Genomic DNA, 21,719 nt, shown 5'->3' with positions numbered 1-21,719 from the left:
AAAACACCGCCACATGCCATTCTACCGCCATTCTATCCTGATCGCAACGGTTTCGCTGATAGCAGCCTGCGATAGTAACCACGAACCGCCTCCGCCCCCACCCAGCGAGTATCAATTCACGGATGTACTCAATTTACCGGCAACCGGGATCAAAAACCAGGAGCAATCCGGCACCTGCTGGTGCTTCTCCACCGCTTCTCTCCTCGAATCCGAAATCCTGCGTAAAACCGGGGACAGTATAGACCTCTCCGAGATGTATTTCGTGCGGAATGCCTATGAGCTGAAAGCCCGGAACTACATCTTCAGGCAGGGTACTTCCCGCTTTACCGAAGGGGGCAGCAACCACGATCCTGTTATCAGCATGCAGCACTATGGAATGATGCCTGAAAGCGCCTACCGCGGCTTCACACAGGGCGATTCTGCACACAACCATTCCAAACTGTACCCCGAAATGCTGGACAGCGTGGAGGCATGGGCCGATGTGGCCAGGCAACGGGGCGGCTCCTGGGCGAAAGGGCTTCCCACTATCATGGACAAATACATGGGAAGCGTACCTGCTCAATTCGAATACAAAGGGCAGAAGTATACACCGCAAACATTCCTCGCTTCCACCGGCATCAGGCCGGAAGATTACATCAGTATTACTTCCTTCTCCCACGTGCCCTTCTACGCTCCCTTCATCCTCGAAATCCCCGCCAATCACAACAACGGCCAATTTTACAACCTCCCGCTCGATGAGTACATGGCCGTCATAGATCATGCGCTCGACAGCGGCTATACGCTTGCACTGGATACCGACGCTTCTGAGCCCGGCTTCTCCGGGGAAGAAGGACTTGCCGTAGTTGCGGCAGACCCGGCGAATGCCAAAACCATCGTCAGGAAGATGCAACCGGAACGGACAGATATTTCACAGCAATACCGGCAGGAGGAATTCGAAAGCTTCCGGACGGTAGACGATCATAACATGCACATCACCGGCCGTGTACAGGACCAGACCGGTAAAAAGTATCTCAAGGTCAAGAATTCCTGGGGGCCAAAAGCCTGCAGGAACGGGTTCGTTTACATGAGCTACCCCTACATCCGCCTGAAATCCATATACGTGATGCTTCATAAAAACGGGCTGCCCGCAGCTACACGCGCCCGGCTTGGCCTGTAAATAGATTAGCGGCGTTGCGTAATCTGCCGATTTTGACTATTTTGATAAGCCGTCAGGGATAATCCGGGCGGATTTTTCCACGTCTAAGATTGCTAGTATGAAACAACCCGTTATGCGCCAGGCTGGTTCCTGCGCCTTTGTCTTATCCGTACTGATGGCCGGTTGTAACCAATCGCCTACCGACCTGCGGATCAAAAAAATGGATTCCGCCCAAACGGCTAAAATTGCCACCGCAATAGAAGCCGAAGTAAAGCCCGTACTGGCAGAAGGGCTTACCCTCTCCCTCTGGGGCATCGATTCCCTCGTGGTATCTCCCATTGCCATCGATATCGACGATAATGGCAGTATTTACTATACCACCACCAACCGGCAGAAGAATTCCGAGTTCGACATCCGCGGGCACAGGGATTGGGAGATCCCTTCCATTAGCCTGGCCACTGTGGAAGACCGCCGCAACTTCCTGCACCAGGAACTATCTCCCGAAAACAGTCACCGTAACCAATGGCTGGCAGATCTGAATGGCGACAGCTCCCGCGACTGGCGCGATCTGGCTATTGAAACCGAACGCGTTTACCGCCTCGATGACCTTAATGGAGACGGCCGTGCCGATCAGGCACAACTGGTAGTTGATGATTTCCATGATGAAGTAACCGATGTGGCAGGCGGGGTATTAGCACACGGCAAAGATCTCTATGTGGCAGTGGCGCCAGACCTCTGGCGGATGAAAGATAAAAACGGAGACGGCATTGCAGATGATAAAACCTCTATCTCCCACGGCTACGGCGTACACATTGGATTCAGCGGCCACGGCATGTCAGGCGTGGAAATGGGGCCAGACGGGAGGATCTACTGGCAGATAGGAGATATCGGATTCAACGGTAAAGATCAGAACGGTAAACAGTGGGCTTTCCCCAACTGTGGCGTAATAGCCCGTTCCAACCCCGATGGCAGCGACTTTGAAATATTCGCCCACGGTCTCCGCAACACCCACGAGTTCGTGTTTGACGAATATGGCAACCTCATCAGTGAAGATAATGATGGCGACCACCCCGGTGAAAAAGAGCGCCTCGTATATATCGTAAACGGTTCAGATGCCGGATGGCGCAGCAACTGGCAGTACGGCAAGTATCGCGATCCGAAGAACAATACCTACAAAGTATGGATGGAAGAAAAGATGTACCTCCCCCGGTGGGATAGCCAGGCCGCATACATCGTTCCTCCCATCGCGAATTTCGTGAGCGGCCCCACCGGTATGGTGTACAACCCCGGTACTGCTTTGGGAGCTGCATACAACAATACCTTCTTCATTGCAGAGTTTGTAGGCACCCCTTCCGGTTCGGGCATCCATAGTTTCAAACTGAAGGCAAACGGAGCGGGCTTTGAACTGGGCGAACAGAAGAAAGTGCTGGGCGGCATACTGGCTACCGGTATGGACTTCGGGCCCGATGGCGCATTGTATGTGGCCGACTGGATAGACGGCTGGGGCACGCACAACTACGGCCGCATCTGGAAGCTGGATGATAAAAATGCTGCAGGTACTGCCATCCGGAAAGAAGTGAAGCAGCTGCTGGCGGCAGATTTTGAGAAGAAAGACGAGGCTGCTTTAGGCACCCTGCTGCAACATGCAGATATGCGGGTACGGCTGAAAGCGCAGTTTGAGCTGGCAGCAAGAGGCAAAGATGGCGTGAAGGTATTCTCGGCAGCCCTGCAGCAAACGGGGCACCAGCTGGCCCGTGTGCACGCTATACAGGGCATCAGCCAGATGGCGAGGAAGGAGAAGAAACATGCGGAACTGCTGATTCCGGCACTGAAAGATAAAGACCCTGAAATCCGCGCCCTCACTGCCAAATGGCTGGGCGATATCAAATACCGCGAAGCGGCCGATGCCATTATTCCGCTGTTGAAAGACACGGCCAGCCGTGCACGATTCTTTGCGGCTGAAGCTTTGGGAAGGATGGAGCATAATGCCGCCATTCAACCGGTCATCGAAATGCTGGAGCAGAACAACGATAAAGATGTATACCTCCGACATGCAGGAGCGCTGGCACTAGCCCGTATCGGTAAGGCTGCACCCGTAGCTGCTTTATCCACTCACCCTTCCCGTGCATTACGCATTGCGGCGGTAGTGGCATTACGCAGAATGGGCAGCCCCGAAATAGCGAAGTTCCTGCACGACAGTGATGAGTTTGTGGTAACAGAAGCCGCCCGCGGCATCAACGATGATGAATCCATCCCCGATGCCATCCCTGCATTAGGCGCTATTCTCAATACCACTCCTTTTCAAAATGAACCCCTTATCCGCAGGGCTATCAATGCCGGTTTACGTACCGGCAGCGATACCTTGATGCACGGCATCATTACCTACGCATCCAACCCTGCAAAGCCCGAAGCACTGCGTGCGGAAGCAGTAAGTGTACTGGGTGTATGGCCCGAACCATCTGTGCTCGACCGGGTAGACGGCCGCGCACGCAAAGCGCTCAAATACGGCGATACCAAAGTAATCCCTGCAGCCACACAGGCAGTCACCTCCCTGCTTACGGATAAAGCAGTTCCCGTGCGTACCAGCGCAGCACTGGCATTGGAGAAGCTCAGCATCAAAGCTGCCGCGCCTGCATTGCTCGCTGTTCTGAAGAAGGATGCCGTACCGGAAGTGCGCATTCAGGCACTGAAGGCACTCGTGGCACTGGAAACCGCAGAAGCGGATGCAGCTTTCCGGAGCGCCATTGCCGACAAGGAGAAGAAAGTGCGCGTTGCTGCAGTAGATCTGCTGGACAAATCCAGGATCTCCAAAGAAGTTAAAGCACAGCTGCTCACAGATGTTATTGCATCGCGGTCACTCGAAGAACAGCAATCCGCCCTCCTAGCCTATGGCAGGCTCAATCCTCCGGGCGCCGACCAGCAGTTCAGCCAGCTGCTCGGTAAAATGGAAAGCAGTACCCTGCCCGCAGGGCTTATCCTCGAACTGGGCGAAGCCATCGATAGTACCGGTAATAAAGTACTGGCAGAGCGATATAAATCCATCAGCGCCAAACGTACCGGCGACGAGCTGCATGCCTTATACGCAGGGGCCCTTGACGGTGGAGATCCACAACGTGGACAGCGCATCTTTTTCTGGAATGAAAATGCCCAGTGTATGAAATGCCATGCCTACGACGATCGCGGCGGTAATGCCGGTCCGCGCATTAATGGTGTAGGTGCAAGGCTCAGCAGGCAACAGATACTGGAAGCACTCATCAGCCCCAGCGCCCGCCTCTCCCCCGGTTATGGCATGGTAACGCTGGAACTGAAAGACGGGAAGAAAGTAACCGGCATCCTGGAGGAAGACAGTAAAGCAGGAATGAAACTGAAGATAGGCAGTGAACCGGTGAAGCTATTTGCCGCAGCAGATATTACAAAGAAAACCTACGCCCCATCCAGCATGCCCGATATGAAAGCTGTGCTGTCGAAGAAAGAGATCAGGGATCTGGTGAGCTTCCTGTACAGTTCAAAAACGGATGAATAGAAACTTTGTCATATAAAAAAGGGCGGCCTCCTTCCGGAAGCCGCCTGCTCATTATTACCCTTCTTAAACGCCTTGATGTATGACCGCCTTCCGGTATTGATTACCGGTTAAAAATCCCCGGAGCATACAGCCCCGGGGTATAAGAAAGAGAATGGCGGCGTGTTAGTAACCGGGATTCTGTCCGAGGGAAGGGTTTATTTCCACTTCCTTAATGGGGATGGGCAGTACCAGTTTATCGTTAGACCAGGGCAGCTTTTCCGGATGTGTGCCTGCCATGGCAGCAGCTTTCCCGGTGCGCTTCAGATCAAACCAGCGGTGGCCCCATTCCCCGAACAGCTCTACCCTGCGCTCCCTTGCAATAGCATCCAGGAGGGCAGTTTGGGTGCTGGCAGTAGTGGGCAGCAGCCCTGCGCGGCCACGAACTGCATCAAGGTCCTGGGCTGCGCCTGTAAGATCCGTAGCCTGTTGGGCACGTGCTTCCGCACGGATGAGGTAGATCTCCGCGATGCGCTGCATGGCAAGATGCAGATCTGCTTTCTCTGTTAAATTGAACTCGTTTTCGTATTTCGTCATGCAATACAATGTTTTACCATTGTAAGGTGCTTCGTCTGGCTGGGGGATGGAATCCAGCCATTTCGTTTTCCTGTTATCATTGGGTTCAAATGCCGCCATCAGTTCTTCGCTCACCGGGTAAGCAGGAACGAGGAAACCTACTTCCAAACCCATTATCTCATACATAGATTTATCTTTCCACATGTAAGGAGCATCCGGCACCACGGAGAAACGTAGTTTCGGCATGAAGTTGATGGATTCCATCAATTTTATATCATTCACTCCATAGTCTGTACGTTTCAGTTGCCACACAGGCTCAAGGCTGCTACCGCGGAACGTTTTGTTCAGGGGCTCCAGTACATACGCTCCGTTGCTGATCAGTTTGGTGGCTTCCGCTTCTGCCTCCGCCCAGCGGTTCTGGTACAAATACATCCGTGCCAGCAACCCGGTGGCCGCATCTCTCGACGGGCGTATTCTCTGCCCTCCGGTAACCCGGAAGTCAGGCTGCAGTAATTCATACGCTTCTTTCAAATCTGCTTCCAGCTGCAGGTACACCGCTTCCGGTTTGGAACGTTCCATTGCCCGTGTCTGGTTCACATCCGAGGTTAGTACCAGCGGTATGGGCCCAAACAGGTTCATGAGCTGGAAATGCGTCCACGATCTGATCAGCAACGCTTCTCCCCTGATCTGCCTGCGCGTGCTTTCAGAAAGCGTGGGCGATGCAGAAGCCGCTATCCCTTCCAGTAGTGTATTGGCGATGTAAATATATTTGTACCCGTCTTTCCATAACAGCATCAGCGCTTCGTTCTCTTTCAGCACTTTATTGAATTGGAAAGGGTTATACACCACATCCAGCGTACCCATAGACGGCCTTACCTCGTCCGAAAGCAGGCTTCCGGTAAGAGATATACCACCGTAACAAAGGGTATTGAATTCAGTAGTGTTAATCATAGTCGTATACAAAGCGGCCAATGCTGCTTCCGCCTTTGCATCGGTCTGGAATACCTTCTCCGTACCTACGGAATTAATGGGCGCATCGATCTCTATGAGCTTGCTGCAGGAGATGGCAGGCAGCAATGCCAGCAGTAGCCAGGCTTTTTTATAAGTAGTTGTATTGAAATACTTGTAGCAATTAATCTTCATGACAGCACGGCATTAAAGTGAACAATTGATACCGAAGTTGATGGTACGCATGGGAGGCATATAGGAACTTACATCCGGGTCCACCCCTTTGTAGTCGCTCAGCAGAAACAGGTTATTCGCATCCGCCCTGATGGCAATTTGCTTAATACCCGTCCCTTTCAGCCATGCGTCCGGCAGTGAATATCCCATGCCCAGGTTGGCTACGCGCAGCATATGAATCATGCTGAATTGCGCGTTCGACCCGCTGTATTCGTTTGCGGTAGCATAGTTCTGTGTAGTAGCTCTTGGCACAAGGGCAATATCTCCCGGTTTCCTCCAGCGGTTATCGAATTCCCACTGCAACACGTTTTTCATTTTGCCCATTTCGCCGCTAATGCTGCTCATGGCGTTCTTCTTTTTCAATACAAGGGATGTGCTCATGGTAAACCGGCCAACCTGCAGGCTGGAATTCACTCCACCTTCAAGCACAGGTGCCGATAAGTTCGGAATGATCTTATCTCCCTCCCAATTGGGCCTGTCATATACTTCTCCTACTTTCCCGTCTTTATTCGCATCTTCAAACACTGGATCACCCGTTGCCGGATCTATTCCAAGGAAGTGGAAGAGATAATATTCCTCCAGCGAATGGCCGATACGTTTGGTAAAGTAATACGGCGATTTATCGAAGTGCGGGTAGGAAACCAGCTTACTCTTCGTCTGGCTCAGGTTGAAGGTTAAAGTCCAGTTGGCATTGCTTTTCCGAAGTACCTGTACATAGCCCGAAGTCTCCCATCCGTAGTTCTTTACGTTAGCAGGTGAATTGGCGTATACGCTGGGAAACCCTGTAAAGAATCCTGTAGGGAAGTTCACCAGCTGGTTATCGCTCCTGTCGCGCCAGAGTGCAAAGTCTACCCCCACCCTTTCTTTGAAGAAGCGGGTTTCTATCCCTGCTTCCGACTTTATCATGGATTGCCAGTGGTAATCATTATTTGCATGCAACTGCGATATCAGGGGAAGCACGCCGTTGTAGGGCAACATCTGGGTGCTGCCTTCTTTCATGCTGTTCCATTGCGGCAGGTACATATAATCGCCCGCACCATCATTCCCCACGCTGCCATAACTGCCCCGAAGTTTCAGGAGGCTCATCCATTCAGGGAGGTTCTTCCTTATCCAGGGCTCCTCCGTCAGCAGCCAGGCTACCGCCACGGAACCGAAGGTACCGAACTGCTTACCCGGACCAAACCGGCTGCTGCCATCGCGGTTACCGTTGAGACTGAGCACATACTTACCCGCCCAGTTATAACCGATGTTCACGTATGTTCCGGCATATTTGTATTGCCCGCTCAATTCAGAGGCTGCCACTTTAGGCGCATTGGATATTGATCCGAGCAGATCGTCAGACGTATACTCCGATCCATGGGTGCGTAACGACCAGGTTTCATTGGCCTGATAGGTAGCCCCTGCCATCACATCCAGTTTACCCTGGCTGATAACCGTGCTGTACCGGAGGCTTGGCTCGATGTTGAGGTTCGTATTGGTGGTTTCTCCCAAATACAGATACCCCCGGGCAGTGCCGTTATAAGGAGGTTGTGCGCCTGCAGGTGTAGTGCTGCGCGATTCCGAGATGGATTTATTGTAACCGATGTTCAGATCAAAATTCAAAGCACTGGTAATTGCATACCCTGCATTCAGTGATCCGGTAAGGTTGTTGCTGAGTACTTTCTGGAACGCTCCGAGCCCGTTGAAAGGGAAATCTTTAATCAATGCATACCCTTCATAGTTCAGGGAACCATCTGCTTTATAAATATCCGGTGCGTTAGGCGCCAGCCTGATGTTGCCATACATCCGGGAAGCATCGTTTGAACTCTGGCTGAAACCGCCGGTAAAACCGAGTCGGAATTTCTGGTTCACGCTCGTCATCCCGAGGTTGAGCGACAAATTTGCGGCTTTAGCGCCGCCCGATACTGTTTCAATGGATTTTGAATTGGAGTATCCCGCACCAATGCGGTAAGTGGAATACATCGAACCGCCGGAAACGGATACATTGCCGGACGTATTGAAACCGGTTTTGCCATACAACAGCTTAGTCCAGTCAGTGTTCCGGGTGGTATCCCATACCATCAGGTCCGGCGCAAATCCGGGGCCCAGTGTGGCGGTAGGTGTAATGCCATCATTGGCAAAAGCCTCCCTTCTCATTTGCAGGTAATCCTTTGTATTGAGCACTTTCGGAAAACTTACCGCCTTGTTAAAACCCGAAGCCAGGCTCACTTCCACCCGCGTTTGCCCGGGTTTGCCTTTTTTTGTAGTGATGAGGATCACCCCGTTAGAACCGCGGCTGCCATAAATAGCCGTGGCGTCTGCATCTTTCAGCACTTCGATGGATTCAATATCCCTGGGGTTCATCCCGAAAAAGGGACTGATACCGCTCGTTACCCCGGATTGATCCAGCCCCATAGACAGCTGGTTGCTGCTCTGGTACGGCTGTACCTGGTGTGTTCTCAGATTCAGTACCGTCATAGGCACGTTATCCACGATAATAAGCGGATCGGAAGGGATATTTGGATTGATGTTCTTCCTGCCCCGTATTTCGATTTTAATTGGCGCAGATGGATCAGCAGATGTACGGGTGAGGGTAAGACCCGGCACGCGGCCTTCCAGTGCCATTAACGGGTTTAAAATGGGCATATTCTCGATTTCCTTGCCGGAGATAGAGACGATGTTACCGGTATTGAATCGTTTACTGGTGGTTCCATATGCTTTTACCACCACGTTATCGAGGTTATTGGCGGCAGGCTTGAGGAAAAATCCCACATTCCTGTCTTCGGTAACCACAATCCGCTTCGATTCGAAACCGATGAAGGAAACGATGATTTCCTCCCCGATCACCACGCCCTTCAGTTCATAGTTCCCTTTCGTATCGCTGAGCACCATGCGTTTCGTTTTGGACGACATCACGGAAGCACCCGGCAATGCCATTCCTCCCCCGAATACCATCCCCCTGATATGCAGGGTATCCTGCGCAGGAATTGCTTTAGGTGCTGTCTTACTCGCGGTGTTTACGGAAACCACCTTGTCTATGACCTCATAGCTGAAAGGGGAACCTTCAAACACTTTAGCGATGGCCTTCTCCACCTTTTCATTCTTCAGGTCCACACTCACAGGGTATTCCTTATCTCTCAGATCTTTCGCATACACAAAATAAAACCCGGTCTGTTTCTCTATTTCCTTACAGACTTTATCGATGGGTGCTTTCCGGACGGAAAGACTTACAGTTTGCGCGCCCAGCGGCAACGCGGCCAACAGCGCTAAGGGCAGCATCAGAATGCGCCACCCTTTCCGCAACGCTCCATGCGCTGCCTGTTGAACAGGGATAAATGTTTTCCTGACATTCATGTCTTTCATGCCTTCATGCAATTTAGATTCCTGGTTTGCTGTTTCTGTACTTTGGTCTTACTGTTACCGGTTATCCGGCGTCATTCAAATGTCCCGTAGTTATACTGCTATATTTCTGCTGCCGTTTATGGCCTTACTGTTACGGTACGCCCGTTAACTTCAAATTTTACCCATCCTGTGCTTTCCAGCACTTTCAGGATGTCGGAGAGCTTCATTGTGCGGGGGATGTTACCCATGAACTGCTGCTTCACTTCTCCTTCGTATATCACATCCACATCATACCATCTTTCCACCTGCCGCATAATTTCTTCAATGGAAGCATTCTGCAGGCTGATGAGCCCGTTCTTCCAGGCCATTACGGCATCCGTATCTGCTGCCTGAACCATCAGCTGGTGCGATCCTTTAAGGACGGCCTGCTGCCCCGGTACCAGCACTTTCCCTTCGCTGCCATTGCTTACACGTACCTTACCGTTAATCAGCGTGGCGGTGCGCACCGGTTCATCCGCATACGCCTGTACGTTAAATGCCGTACCCAGCACATCGATCACCATGGGCCCTTTACCCGAAGCGGCTACCGCCACCCGGAAAGGCTTTGCAGCATCCTGCGCGATTTCGAAATACGCCTCCCCGCTCAGCTCCACGAGTCTTTCCGGACTGTTGAACACAGCCGGGAAACGGAGTGAGGATGCGGCGTTCAGCCATACTTTGGAACCATCGGGCAGGGTAACCTGGAATTGTCCGCCACGGGGAGTGGATATCTTGTTCCAGGCAGTGGCTTCTGCGGAAGCGGGGTCTGTATCTTCATACGCCACTTGTCCATCGCCGCTTTTGGTGATACGTGCATCTCCCTGCCGCGCCAGTTCTCCGGCACCGGCACTGTCCAGCTCTATGAGACTGCCATCTGCCAGTTCCAGCACAGCACGGTTGCCTCCAGGCAGCGCGTCACTGTTGTAACGCGCTGCCATGGAAGTTCCCGGGGTCTGTCTATGCTTATGAGAGGATAGGTAAAACGATGTTGCTCCCACTGCCAGTATAACTGCCGCCGCTGCTGCGGAACGCCACCACAGGCGGCGCACCCTTCCACGCGGGTTCAATTCACGGTCGCCGATACGCTGCCATACATCGCTGAGTGCCGCTTCTTCATCAAAACGGTGGAACGATCGCAGGGCAGATTCGATGGCCGGGTCTTCCGTCATACCGGCATATGCCCGGCGGCTTAACTCCGGCTGCGATTGCAGCCAGGCTTCCAGTGCCGCTTCACCCTCAGCATCCAGTGTTCCCTGGAGCCTGCGGTGCAGGAAGCCGGCTATCATTTCTGCCGTTTGCATCATTTGCCGGTCTTCCGCCGGATCGGGAGTATACTGAGACACGTTTATGCTTTTTTAGCTTCGAGCTGTTTAATTTTCTGCGCCAGTGTTTGCAGGTGCATTTTGGTAGCGGAGTCTGTTGTACGGCTGAGTGCTCCTTCGATGATGTTCTTCAACACCCTGATTTCTGCAGACAGGCGCGCTGCGGCTTCAGATTCCGAAGCAACGGGGTCTACAGAACCGGCCACAGCCATTATAGCGCCAAGGTAATTGCGCTGCATATTGCGCTGGTACAAATCGGTTTTCACGGTACCCTTCATAATGGGCTGCCAGATGGCGTTGCGAACGCGGCCGATATATTCATCGAACCCAAGCGCCTGCTTACCGAAACGTTGTTCGTTCACCAGCATAAAGTTCAGCCGCTGGCCGTCGAGCAGCGAGTTCACTACTTTCTCCTGCAGGTCAGAAACGAAATCTTTCGCAGCCGATTCCTCTGTAAGGCCGGCCACTTTCGCATCCATGATCCAGGTGGGCGTAACGAATAATTCATCTTCGAAGAACTTCAGCGCCGCCAGCTGCTTTTCACGGGGAACCGCCTCAAATGCCGGACGGGTATCACCGTTGGAGCGCACCGTGTACTGCGTTGTACCTACAAAACGTATCACATGGTTTACATAGCGGAAATATTGTGACTTTACTTCATTATACATTTCTTTCAGTTCGCCGTTCAACCCGTTATCTTCCATCGTCCATTGGGGAAGACCCGCCATTACACGGCGAAGGTTTTTAATACCGAGGGTATTGGATTTGGCGATATCATCGCCCAGGTCTTCCGTCTGACAGCGGGGATCTGTTTTACGGGATTCACCATCGCCGAACCAAAGGCGGGGATTGGCAGCCAGGCGCTCAGTAGCCAGTTTGGCCATGATCTTCTGATCTTCTGCCGCGGTAGCCGCTCCTGTGTATTTATAACCCCATTCGATCGCCCACTGGTCGTATTCCGCAATGCGGGGAAAGAGCAGTTCGCGCGGGATATTATCTTCCGGCTGTGCCACGTAGTTGAAACGGGCATAGTCCATGATGCTGGCCGTATGGCCGTGTTTGGCGAGGTATGTTTTACTGCGGAGACTGTCTGTAGGCGTCATGCTGCTGCTGCCGAAGTTGTGGCGCAGCCCGAGGGTGTGCCCTACTTCGTGGCTGGATACGAACCGGATGAGCTGCCCCATCAGTTCTTCATCGAACACGGCATTACGCGCGCCGGAATCGTTTGGTCCTCCCTGGATCATGTACCAGTTACGGAGCAGGTTCATCACGTTATGGTACCAGCCGATGTGCGTCTGGATAATTTCTCCGCTGCGGGAGTCGTGGATATTCGGGCCATAAGCATTGGCTACCGGCGAAGCGAAGTAATTGATAAATGAATAACGCGCGTCTTCCATATGCATGGTGCTGTCGTTCTCCGGCCATTCCTTCGCCATAATGGCATTTTTGAAGCCGGCTTTCTCGAAAGCCACCTGCCAGTCGTTCACTCCGAGGATGAGGAACTTACGCCATTGCTTAGGCGTAGCAGGGTCGATGTACAGCACAATAGGCTTAACGGGCTCTACCAGCTCACCGCGTTTATACTTTTCCATGTCTTCCGGTTTGGGCTCAAGGCGCCAGCGGTTGAGGAACTCACGCGTTTTAGTTTTCTGCTGGTGATCACCGAATTCATGCACCCAGTCGGTGAAATAACCTACACGCTCATCAGCGAAACGGCGCTGCATGGGCTTTTCAGGAAGCAGGATGAAAGAAGTGTTCGATTCTATTGTTACCGGTGCAGGGTTCTTTGAGAAGATGGTTTTGAAATTACCATTCTTGGTGGTCGCAATTTCCACGTTCATGGGATATGCGCGCAGGGAGTTTACTTCATGCTCCTTCAGCGTCCTGGGATCAAGTCCGCTGATCTGCCCTTTCTCGAGGCTGTGGATCAGGCTGGCGGGATCTTTTAGAAATTTACTGGCATCAATCACATAACTGGCGGAATCCTTGCCATAGGCTTTGATGGGGAAGCTCACCACTATAGGGTTCACGTTGGAGTTCTGTACTGCACGATAGATATTGTCTGTCGTATTCGCATCGGCAGCCACAATATTATAACGGATCCGGATGGTCTCGTTCGGGCCTTTCTCGAATATGATGGTATTGTTGTCCAGTTCTTCACCGGCATGCACATTCATACCACCGGGCGCGCCAATGAGGCGGTTGATCACCATGATGTCGCGGCCGAGCAGACTGTCGCCCACTTCAAAGAAAATGCTGTCCATTTCCGGGGAATGGATAACGGTGAAAAGCCCTGGTTTAACGATCAGGTTTTTAGAAATAACGGTAGCATAAGGCTTGATACCGTTCTTACTTACAGGAGGTACAGGCTTGGCTGCTGCTGCAGCGGTAGCAGCTGCTTTTTTGGCTTTGGCTTTCTTACCGTCTTTGAAAACGGCGCAGGAAGCCAGCACTGTAGCTGCTAATGAGATATAGACGTAGCGTTTCATCGCGATGTGTCGGTTATTGGTTGTGATTCAAAAATATATTGGGGAAATACAGTACACCGGATGGCAGTTACTGGAAGCATCCCGGGCCGGAAACGGCTTTGATACCGGGAACGGTTTGCAGTACACGCAGGTAAGCATTGGACCGGAAAGCGGAGCCCTGATCCCAAAGGAGCATCACAGGGAAGTTCCGTACGGGATTCTCGACAGAAAATGTCGCCCTTTGCTGGCCAGGATGGCCGGTACGGAGGTCAAGCATGATTCCGCTGTTGTTCTGCCCCGCCCATTGATTGATCATCATTTGGGCGACGGGCCGGTAAGTTTCCGCCAGATTAAATGCGAGGGAGTCAAAGGAAGCATCGGTAAGCGGGACAGCCAGCCATGCGCCGCCGTTCCCTTCGAGCGACAAATCTAATAATCCTGCATCATAACCGGAAACTAATTCATTCCCCGGCGAAGCATAGGTACAGGTAAATGCCCCTCCCCCCGGAATACCCGGATCGGGCATTTTGTTGCGTGGCTTGGCCATTCCCGGCAGGCCCGGTATCGGCGGAAGCCCTGAGCACCCCTGCAGCACTCCAGCCAGTACGAAACAGGCCGCCATAAGTTGTTTAAATTTCATATATGACATATATTCAAGCGTTACAGGAGATAGAACACCCTTGTAATCCATTCGAACTAGTCTGTTTCAAATTATTTTTTCCGGTATCCCTTACTTGCCTGAATCGGATGAAATACCTACTTTAGCCCGCTCGCCTTTACTTTCCACATTAAACCAAAGTCGTATGTCAGCGTATGCGGACCCGGGGGAAGATCTCATTCCCGCGTTCCAGCAGGGGGATTCAACAGCGTTTAATGCTTTCTTCAGAGAGCATTACAAACCGCTGTGCTTCTTCGCCTCGCAGCTGACAGGCGATACCGCCGCCGCAGAAGATGCGGTGAAAGACAGTTTCGTGAAACTCTGGGACCAGCGGGCTAACTTCTCTCATCCCAAAAGCATTAAAAGCTTCCTCTATACCGCCACCCGTAACACCTGCCTCAATCTGCTCAGGCACCAGAAAGTGAAAGAGCATTTCCGGGAAGAAATACAATACCTCGAAGGACAGGCGGCAGATGAACCCGTGTTGCAGGAAATGATCCGGACGGAGCTGATGCAGCAGATTTATAAGGAAATAGCCCAGTTACCGGAAAAACGGCAGCAGGTTTTCAGAATGGTTTTCATGGAAGGGATGAGCCACGAGGAGATCGCGGAGCGGTTGGGTATTTCGGTATTTACCGTAAAGGAGCATAAGGCAAAAGCCCTGGCACAGCTACGCCTCCGATTCAGCGACCGGCAGCTTGTATTGTTTATACTATTCGGCGGTTCCCTCTTCACGGCCCTCCGCTGATACCGCGGCAGATTGGCGGAACGCTTCCCCCCAATCGCATAAGGCCTGCATAACAGGCACCAGTTGCTTTCCCAGTTCAGTGAGTTTATATTCTACTTTCGGGGGCGATACGGCGTAGGCCTTCCGTTCTATCACCCCGTCGCGCTCCAGTTCACGGAGTTGTGCGGTGAGGGTGGCATGGGTAATATCCACCATCTTATTGCGCAGCTCACCGAAGCGTGCAGGGCACTCTTTCCGGATGGCATTCAGGATGAGTAATTTCCACTTTCCGCCGATCACCTGCATGGCCAGTGTCATGGCACAGTTATTTTCCAGTAATTCCGCCCCTGCGGCTGTTTGCGCAAAGGCGCCATGCTGTTCATTAGTATCTTTTTTCATACCCGGTATCTTACAGTAAACTACTTGTTTACCCGATGCTGCTGCCAGAAATTTGGCGGTTTAAAGGTAACGAATAATGAAAAGACACCCATCCGGCTGGTTACAGCTCGCCATTATCTCCTCCGCAGTATTCCTTGCAGTCATCGATATTTTCATCGTCAACGTAGCACTCCCTTCCATCCGCACCGGACTGGGCGGAACAGATGCCGATATGCAGCTCGTTATTGCCATGTACCTGCTCGGCTACGCTTCCTTTCTCATTACCGGCGGCAAACTGGGCGACCGGTATGGACAGAAGCGCGTGTTCGTAATATCCATGTTCCTTTTCACGCTGGCTTCCTGCTGTTGCGGAATAGCTGCCACGCCTTTCCAGTTGAATGTTGCACGTTTCATACAGGGCGTATGCGCAGCATTCCTCATTCCGCAAAGCATAGCGCTGGTGCATGTACTGTACCCGGAACATAAAGCACGTATCCGGGCCCTCGGTATCTACGGAACCATCGCAGGCTCCGCTTCCGTTATCGGGCAACTCCTCGGCGGCATCATCCCCGACCTGCAGGGCCCAGTGGCAGGCTGGCGCTTCATCTTCCTCATTAACCTCCCAATCGGGCTCATTGCCGGGATATTAGCCTGGCGTAAGCTCCCGGCTACTCCCCCAACATCAAAAGGCCGCATAGATGCCGGCAGTGTGGCCCTGCTCACAGCGGGCCTCATGAGCCTTGTTTACCCGCTGATACAGGGGCGCGAACTGGGCTGGCCGCTTTGGAGCATATTGCTGCTGGCAGCATCCTTTCCCCTGCTGGCTGTATTCGTACTGCTGCAAAGGAAACATGCGGAACCGCTCATGCAGCTGCAATTGTTCCGCATCAGGGATTACCGGCTGGCACTCCTCGCCACGCTGAGCTATTTCATGGTTCAGGATTCCTACTTCCTCATTCATGCCGTACTGCTGCAATCCGGCTACGGGCTCAGCGCCACCACCACTGGAATGCTCTTTGTTGCACAGGGACTGGGCTATGTGCTGGCCTCCCTCATTGCCATGCGTCTGCTGGGGCGGTATGGCAAAAAGGTACTCCTGGCGGGTGTGGGGCTGATGATCGTTACCCTCGTGCTGCATATGTACCTGTTTGCCGGCGGCCTTCCCGGGCATGGATGGCTGGTTCCGGTACTGTTTGCCTACGGCATGGGATGCGGCACAGTACTCCCTTCCCTCCTTACCACAGCCATGAAAGGTGTTCCGCAACCATTGGCAGGCGCGGCCTCCGGTACATACAGTACCTTTCAGCAAACGGCTGTCGCCTTGGGCGTGAGCGTTTGTGGCGGTATCTTCTTCGGACAGCTGCAATCCGGGCACAGTTACACCGCAGCCTACCTTCCTGCAACCGGCCTTAACATCGGCCTGCTGCTGCTCACGGCCCTCTTTCTCTACCGCATGCCCGGCACCGTTCCGCACACTGCAAATTCCTATATTTGACAAAAAGCCACAGATGCAACAGGGACCCATTGCCACCGTAGTTACCACCGTGGAAGAGCTGCGGCAGATCGCCGCCCTCTCGGAATCCAATCACTCACAGCAGCTCAGCCCGGAAGAGAAATCCAAAGAAGGGTTCGTAACCTGGTCTTACAACCTCGACATCCTCCTGCAGCTGCATGCCATCGCCCCTGCCGTGATCGTGAAAGACGGCGATACCGTAGCAGGATATGCCCTCGTGCTCACCAAAGCCGGGGCCGGTGCCTACCTGCCTTTGCAAAGCATGCTGGATAATTTCAATCACGTGGTTTATAAAGGCCGCCCCCTCAATTCCCATAACTATTACGTGATGGGCCAGGTTTGTGTACACCCTGCCTACCGCGGAAAAGGCGTGTTCGCACAACTATATGAACACCATAAAACCCTCTACGCAGGCGAATACGACTTCCTCCTTACCGAGATATCCACTTTTAACCAGCGCTCCCTCCGGGCACATGAAAAGGTGGGGTTCCGCCCCATTCATACGTATACCGACGATATGAGCACCTGGAGCGTGGTGGTTTGGGAATGGCATGAAGAAACCGTGTAATCCTGACAACATTATATTATATTTAAGCACCGATAATCCAGTCAAATCACTCAATGTATCTTATGAACATGTATCCGACTCCTCAACTCCTGCGTGCTTTCTGCGTAGGCGGAGCCGTGGTGATCGCATCATGCGGCCAGGGCACTTCAGGCAACAATACCAAAGACAGTACTTCCGCCGCCACCGCGCAGCAGGACTCGTCTCACAATCCCGTTGAAACCAAGGCCGCAAATACCGATTACAAGCCTGCTTTCGAAGGACAAACGAGAATAGCCGGGGTTGCCACTGCCACACCATATGAAGGCAAAGTATTGTCTGAAGGGCTCTCCAAACCCTGGGGTATCACTTCCCTGCCCGATGGCCGGTTGCTTATTACCGAAAAAGGCGGCACCATGCGCATCGCCACACAGCAGGGCCAGCTGAGCGATCCCATTACCGGCCTTCCGGAAGTGAACTCCAAAGGTCAGGGCGGACTGCTCGGCCTGCGCGTTGATCCTGATTTCGCCAGCAACCGTATGGTGTACTGGGTATTCTCCGAACAGCGCCCCGGTGGCACGCTCACTTCAGTAGCCAAAGGAAAACTCTCTGCCGACGAAAAGAAGATTGAAGGCGCCACGGTTATTTACCGCGCCACCCCTGAATATGATGGTACGCTCCACTACGGTGGCCGCATCCTCATCGATAAAGACAATAACCTCATCGTTAGCACCGGCGAACGGTCGGACCTTGCTACCCGTCCGCAGGCACAGGATCTGAAGTCCGGCCTCGGCAAGATCGTACGCATTACCAAAGACGGTAAACCCGCCGCAGGCAATCCCTTCGCAGGCGATGCAAATGCCCGTCCGGAGCTGTACTCTTACGGTCACCGTAACGTGCAGGGCCTTGCCTTCCACCCGGTATCCGGCGATCTGTGGGAAACAGAGTTCGGTCCACGTGGCGGCGATGAGCTGAACCGTGTGGAACCCGGTAAAAACTACGGATGGCCTACCATCACATACGGACTGGAATACAGCGGTAAAAAGATCGGCGACAGCATTCAGCAGAAAGCTGGTCTTGAGCAACCCGTATACTACTGGGACCCTGTACTTTCTCCCAGCGGCATGACGTTCTACACCGGAACAGACATTCCTGAATGGCAGAACAGCCTGTTCGTTTCCGGCCTCAGCAGCACGCACATTGCGCGCCTGGTGATCCAGGACAACAAGGTGGTGGGTGAAGAACGCATCCTGCCTAATGAAGGCCAGCGCTTCCGCGACATTACCCAGGGTAAAGATGGTGCGCTGTATGCGGTAACCGACCAGGGCCGCCTCTACCGGATAGCGAAGAAGTAATCAGATACTACAATAGTAAAAGGCCCGCAGGAAGTGATTCCTGCGGGCCTTTTTATGTAAGGGAACTACCAGAATTTATACCAGGGCTTTTTAGCGGACTTCAGGTTCCCTATATCCCAGAACGCTGCATTGAACGGGAATTCTCCATAAGGCTTAGTGATCTCATAAGCAAAAGGATACACGGAATCTTCAAACCCGTTCTGCGCACGTTTGATCACTTTCATCATGGGCCAGAGCTGTCCCCCATCAGGCAGCTGAATCATAACATTCACTTCGGTCTGAGGGTCTTCACCATTGGCCATCCATGCAGCTCCGGGAGCATGGCGGATGATGGTTTCACCAAGGTAGGCGCCCAGGCCAAAAAGTATCTGCCCGAAATTAGAAGCCAGTATCGTACCGGGAATGGGTTGGGAATTGGCCATGCTCATTTGAAGGAAACCATCAATGTGCATGATACTATCCAGGGAGTAATCGAGTTTTAAGCCGATGGAGCCGAAGCACTGTGTGATCCATTCGGAAGCAGCGGTGATGTCTTTATTCAGTTGAGGCATAATTCTGTAGGTATAGTGGCTAAGTTGGAATACCTGCAAAATAGTAAATGCCCCGGATTTTCAAACCGGCTTAACAATTGCCGGAAACAACAACAGGTACCTGCCGGGAAGAGAACGGCAGATACCTGTTACTATGGGTTAGTAATAATTAGCGGAGGGTGGAATGCTTCGAGTTGTCTATCTTGGTTTTATAGACTTTACCTACAGATACTGAAAAAGCGCTCCATGTAATAAATGCCAGATAATTATGGATCTTCTTACAGGGGTATACAAACTTTCTATTGCCGATTTTAATCGTGATCACATCATCTCCGGCGTATTTAAAAGAAAACACTATCAGGTCCAGCACAAGGGACATACTCATAAAAGCTCTGAATATGAAAGAAGTGACTGGCATTTCTTCCAGCACAGAAACTCCACCTATTTCAACACTCCAGACCAAGAAAGTAGGCATCGCATATTTTAATATCAGTACAATGAAAAAACCAAATTCATTCTTCAGTTTGTTAGATATACTCGCACTGTAAAATAATTCATAACTAATCATATTCACCACGAAAATACAAATACTAAAAACGGCAGTCCAGAAAATAAGGATAAACCAACTTAATCCCAATACAAAATCCGAAAATACGAACTTCACATCAAGTTTATCAGCAAAATCCGACTCCGCAATCAAACTAAATATCATCAGGCTAAGCCCAAACACATAGTCACAATAGAATAGCTTTAAAATTTTGTTCATAAAATTTACATTATAAAAAACAGGTTAAAATGGATAGAGCAAACACAGTTATAAGTTATATATATGCTTACCCTCAGTAATTAAATTGATTGTAAATGTTACCCGCTGGGCAACAGGAAATACCTGCTAAGGTTATTCAGTCATAATCGCATGGAATTTACTCTATCGTTGACTTCCGGATTGGAAATATACTCCATATAAAAGCTTGACCAACATACATATCATAGTGATACTGTAAACATTCTTATTAAGGTTTGGTTTAAGATTTGTTCAAAATATTACGATGAATTACTTTCATCATGAATGCAATTAAAGCATATTACTTCAGCTAACCATGCGTATTAATTCGCTATTTCTACGGGTTAACATACGGCTAACCAAATACATCAAAAACGTTGGCAAATAAGGATATAGCAGGTGTTTAAAACAAAGATGTATGTGTGTAAAGTGATGAGAATATTACATGACAGAATCCCCTGAATCGTTTTTGCAATGTTGGTTTCTATAACCGGCTCTTCTGCGCAGGATGGCACTGATAGCAGTAAGATCGTTCAGCATTTTACGGAACGGGAATATAAATGCGGCAAATACGAGGATGATAAGCATTTGACCGGGGATGGCAGTATTATAAAAAGCATGGGCAATGGATACCATGTAGGAATCACTTGCGGCAGCATGCAGGCTGCCCGGCGGAATAACCCACATAAAATTAAGTATACCCAGCACGATCATTACCATTGATCGTAAGCCATGGCAACATGCATGAATACATTTCACCCGTAATTTCCGTGAAAGTTTTGCTTTCATTCGTTTACGGGCATTCCTCTCCAATGGATCGGCATTGCGGATCGTTAGTAAACACATTTGCAACGAGGATTAATCAAACCAGGGAAGCCGATGTCAGGCTTGGCTATGAAATAAGACTATTACTACCACAGTTTTCCACTATTAATAACAACGGGTGTAAAAGTAAACATACAGCTATTTTAGGGGTGTTAATTATGCGTTAAACGCAGTCCAGCAGCTAATTATCAAACAAATGCCATTAGTAGTAAATCATCATTATTTGGACCCAATAACAAAACCAATTTAACCAGGAAAACCAGCAACAGCAGAAGGCTATTCCCCTCCCGCCGAAAGGCTCCCCACACTCCGGTAAACCATTTTGTGCAGCACGACCTTATCTGCAGCAATGGAGAACTCCAGGTATGCGTAAATGGGCGCCTCACCATTACTTGCGGGCATTACCTTCAATGGCACGAAGTAACGCTGGTCAAAGCGCATTCCGTTGTTACTGGTATAGGTATAATTAGCAGTATTCACAGCCCGGGAAGTGGAATACAGATAAGCGATATATAACTGGCTGCTGAAAGCACCTGCAGATATTTCCGCTCCGGCATCCATCCCTTTGATATAGATCGAATTGGCTACCACAGGGAAAAAGCCCGTCCCGTTCAGCATGGTTAACATACAATGGCGGTACTCTATTCCATTTGCGACTACCAGGTTGCTTTGCACCTGCAGCTGCAGGGTTTTGTTATTTACCGTCAGCGTGATGGTTTTGGTATTACCGGCCGCCACTTCAGTATTAAGCGTTACTACAGATGATTTGGTATTGATCAGGCCTTCTACCGGCGACTCTTCCGAACAGGAAACCATCATGGCCGCACAAATGATTATGAAGAGGGAAATATACTTTTTCATTA

General features: G+C 51.3%; 16 protein-coding genes. 6 read left to right on the top strand and 10 right to left on the bottom strand.

What is annotated here, in order from left to right:
- Nucleotides 1-13 precede the first annotated feature (13 nt).
- Together DEV76_RS17845 and DEV76_RS17840 are read left to right on the top strand one after the other, a co-directional pair.
- Nucleotides 14-1,156, top strand: coding sequence for a C1 family peptidase (locus tag DEV76_RS17845; protein ID WP_109699280.1), 1,143 nt, complete (start codon nt 14-16; stop codon nt 1,154-1,156).
- Nucleotides 1,157-1,253: 97 nt separating this feature from the next.
- Nucleotides 1,254-4,658 (top strand): HEAT repeat domain-containing protein, encoded by a 3,405-nt coding sequence (locus tag DEV76_RS17840; RefSeq protein ID WP_109699279.1) that lies wholly within the window; start codon nt 1,254-1,256, stop codon nt 4,656-4,658.
- A gap of 162 nt (nt 4,659-4,820) precedes the next feature.
- Here the strand turns inward: DEV76_RS17840 and DEV76_RS17835 are convergent, their stop codons facing one another.
- The 5 genes from DEV76_RS17835 to DEV76_RS17815 form a co-directional block, all read right to left on the bottom strand.
- Nucleotides 4,821-6,353 carry a RagB/SusD family nutrient uptake outer membrane protein gene (locus DEV76_RS17835; protein ID WP_109699278.1) on the bottom strand — a complete coding sequence of 511 codons (1,533 nt, stop codon included), beginning with the start codon at nt 6,351-6,353 and terminating at the stop codon, nt 4,821-4,823.
- A gap of 12 nt (nt 6,354-6,365) precedes the next feature.
- Nucleotides 6,366-9,734 carry a SusC/RagA family TonB-linked outer membrane protein gene (locus DEV76_RS17830; RefSeq protein WP_109699277.1) on the bottom strand — a complete coding sequence of 1,123 codons (3,369 nt, stop codon included), beginning with the start codon at nt 9,732-9,734 and terminating at the stop codon, nt 6,366-6,368.
- 116 nt (nt 9,735-9,850) lie between these two features.
- Nucleotides 9,851-11,095: a FecR family protein gene (locus DEV76_RS17825; protein WP_109699276.1), complete on the bottom strand. Its 1,245-nt coding sequence runs from the start codon at nt 11,093-11,095 to the stop codon at nt 9,851-9,853.
- A gap of 2 nt (nt 11,096-11,097) precedes the next feature.
- Nucleotides 11,098-13,563 carry a zinc-dependent metalloprotease gene (locus tag DEV76_RS17820; protein ID WP_109699275.1) on the bottom strand — a complete coding sequence of 822 codons (2,466 nt, stop codon included), beginning with the start codon at nt 13,561-13,563 and terminating at the stop codon, nt 11,098-11,100.
- A gap of 67 nt (nt 13,564-13,630) precedes the next feature.
- Nucleotides 13,631-14,182: a hypothetical protein gene (locus DEV76_RS17815; protein ID WP_157962962.1), complete on the bottom strand. Its 552-nt coding sequence runs from the start codon at nt 14,180-14,182 to the stop codon at nt 13,631-13,633.
- A 163-nt stretch (nt 14,183-14,345) separates the two neighbouring features.
- On the opposite strand from DEV76_RS17815, the gene DEV76_RS17810 reads away from it, so the two are divergent.
- Nucleotides 14,346-14,948, top strand: coding sequence for an RNA polymerase sigma-70 factor (locus DEV76_RS17810; RefSeq protein ID WP_109699273.1), 603 nt, complete (start codon nt 14,346-14,348; stop codon nt 14,946-14,948).
- Here the strand turns inward: DEV76_RS17810 and DEV76_RS17805 are convergent.
- Complete coding sequence (locus tag DEV76_RS17805) at nt 14,913-15,326, bottom strand: winged helix-turn-helix transcriptional regulator (protein ID WP_109699272.1); 414 nt, start codon at nt 15,324-15,326, stop codon at nt 14,913-14,915. The genes DEV76_RS17810 and DEV76_RS17805 overlap by 36 nt on opposite strands.
- A 76-nt stretch (nt 15,327-15,402) precedes the next feature.
- On the opposite strand from DEV76_RS17805, the gene DEV76_RS17800 reads away from it, so the two are divergent.
- The 3 genes from DEV76_RS17800 to DEV76_RS17790 all read left to right on the top strand — a co-directional run bounded on the left by DEV76_RS17800 (nt 15,403) and on the right by DEV76_RS17790 (nt 18,717).
- Complete coding sequence (locus DEV76_RS17800) at nt 15,403-16,800, top strand: MFS transporter (RefSeq protein WP_109699271.1); 1,398 nt, start codon at nt 15,403-15,405, stop codon at nt 16,798-16,800.
- 13 nt (nt 16,801-16,813) lie between these two features.
- Nucleotides 16,814-17,386 (top strand): GNAT family N-acetyltransferase, encoded by a 573-nt coding sequence (locus DEV76_RS17795; RefSeq protein ID WP_109699270.1) that lies wholly within the window; start codon nt 16,814-16,816, stop codon nt 17,384-17,386.
- Between the two features lie 62 nt (nt 17,387-17,448).
- On the top strand, nt 17,449-18,717 hold the full coding sequence (locus DEV76_RS17790; protein WP_232826981.1) for a PQQ-dependent sugar dehydrogenase: 1,269 nt from the start codon (nt 17,449-17,451) through the stop codon (nt 18,715-18,717).
- Between the two features lie 65 nt (nt 18,718-18,782).
- On the opposite strand, the gene DEV76_RS17785 is transcribed toward DEV76_RS17790, so the two are convergent.
- From DEV76_RS17785 to DEV76_RS17770, 4 genes are all read right to left on the bottom strand, one after another.
- A complete protein-coding gene (locus tag DEV76_RS17785) occupies nt 18,783-19,268 on the bottom strand; it encodes a hypothetical protein (protein WP_109699269.1) in 486 nt (161 codons plus the stop codon).
- A 148-nt stretch (nt 19,269-19,416) separates the two neighbouring features.
- A complete protein-coding gene (locus DEV76_RS25995; protein WP_157962961.1) occupies nt 19,417-19,632 on the bottom strand; it encodes a hypothetical protein in 216 nt (71 codons plus the stop codon).
- Between the two features lie 840 nt (nt 19,633-20,472).
- Entirely contained in the window at nt 20,473-20,718 is a 246-nt protein-coding gene (locus DEV76_RS17775) for a hypothetical protein (RefSeq protein WP_157962960.1), read from the bottom strand.
- A 414-nt stretch (nt 20,719-21,132) separates the two neighbouring features.
- A complete protein-coding gene (locus tag DEV76_RS17770; protein ID WP_109699266.1) occupies nt 21,133-21,717 on the bottom strand; it encodes a hypothetical protein in 585 nt (194 codons plus the stop codon).
- Between the last annotated feature and the right edge of the window lie 2 nt (nt 21,718-21,719).

Origin of the sequence: Chitinophaga deserti (genome assembly GCF_003149455.1) — a bacterium.
Lineage (GTDB): Bacteria > Bacteroidota > Bacteroidia > Chitinophagales > Chitinophagaceae > Chitinophaga > Chitinophaga deserti.
This window is presented reverse-complemented; position numbering and strand designations above follow the sequence as displayed.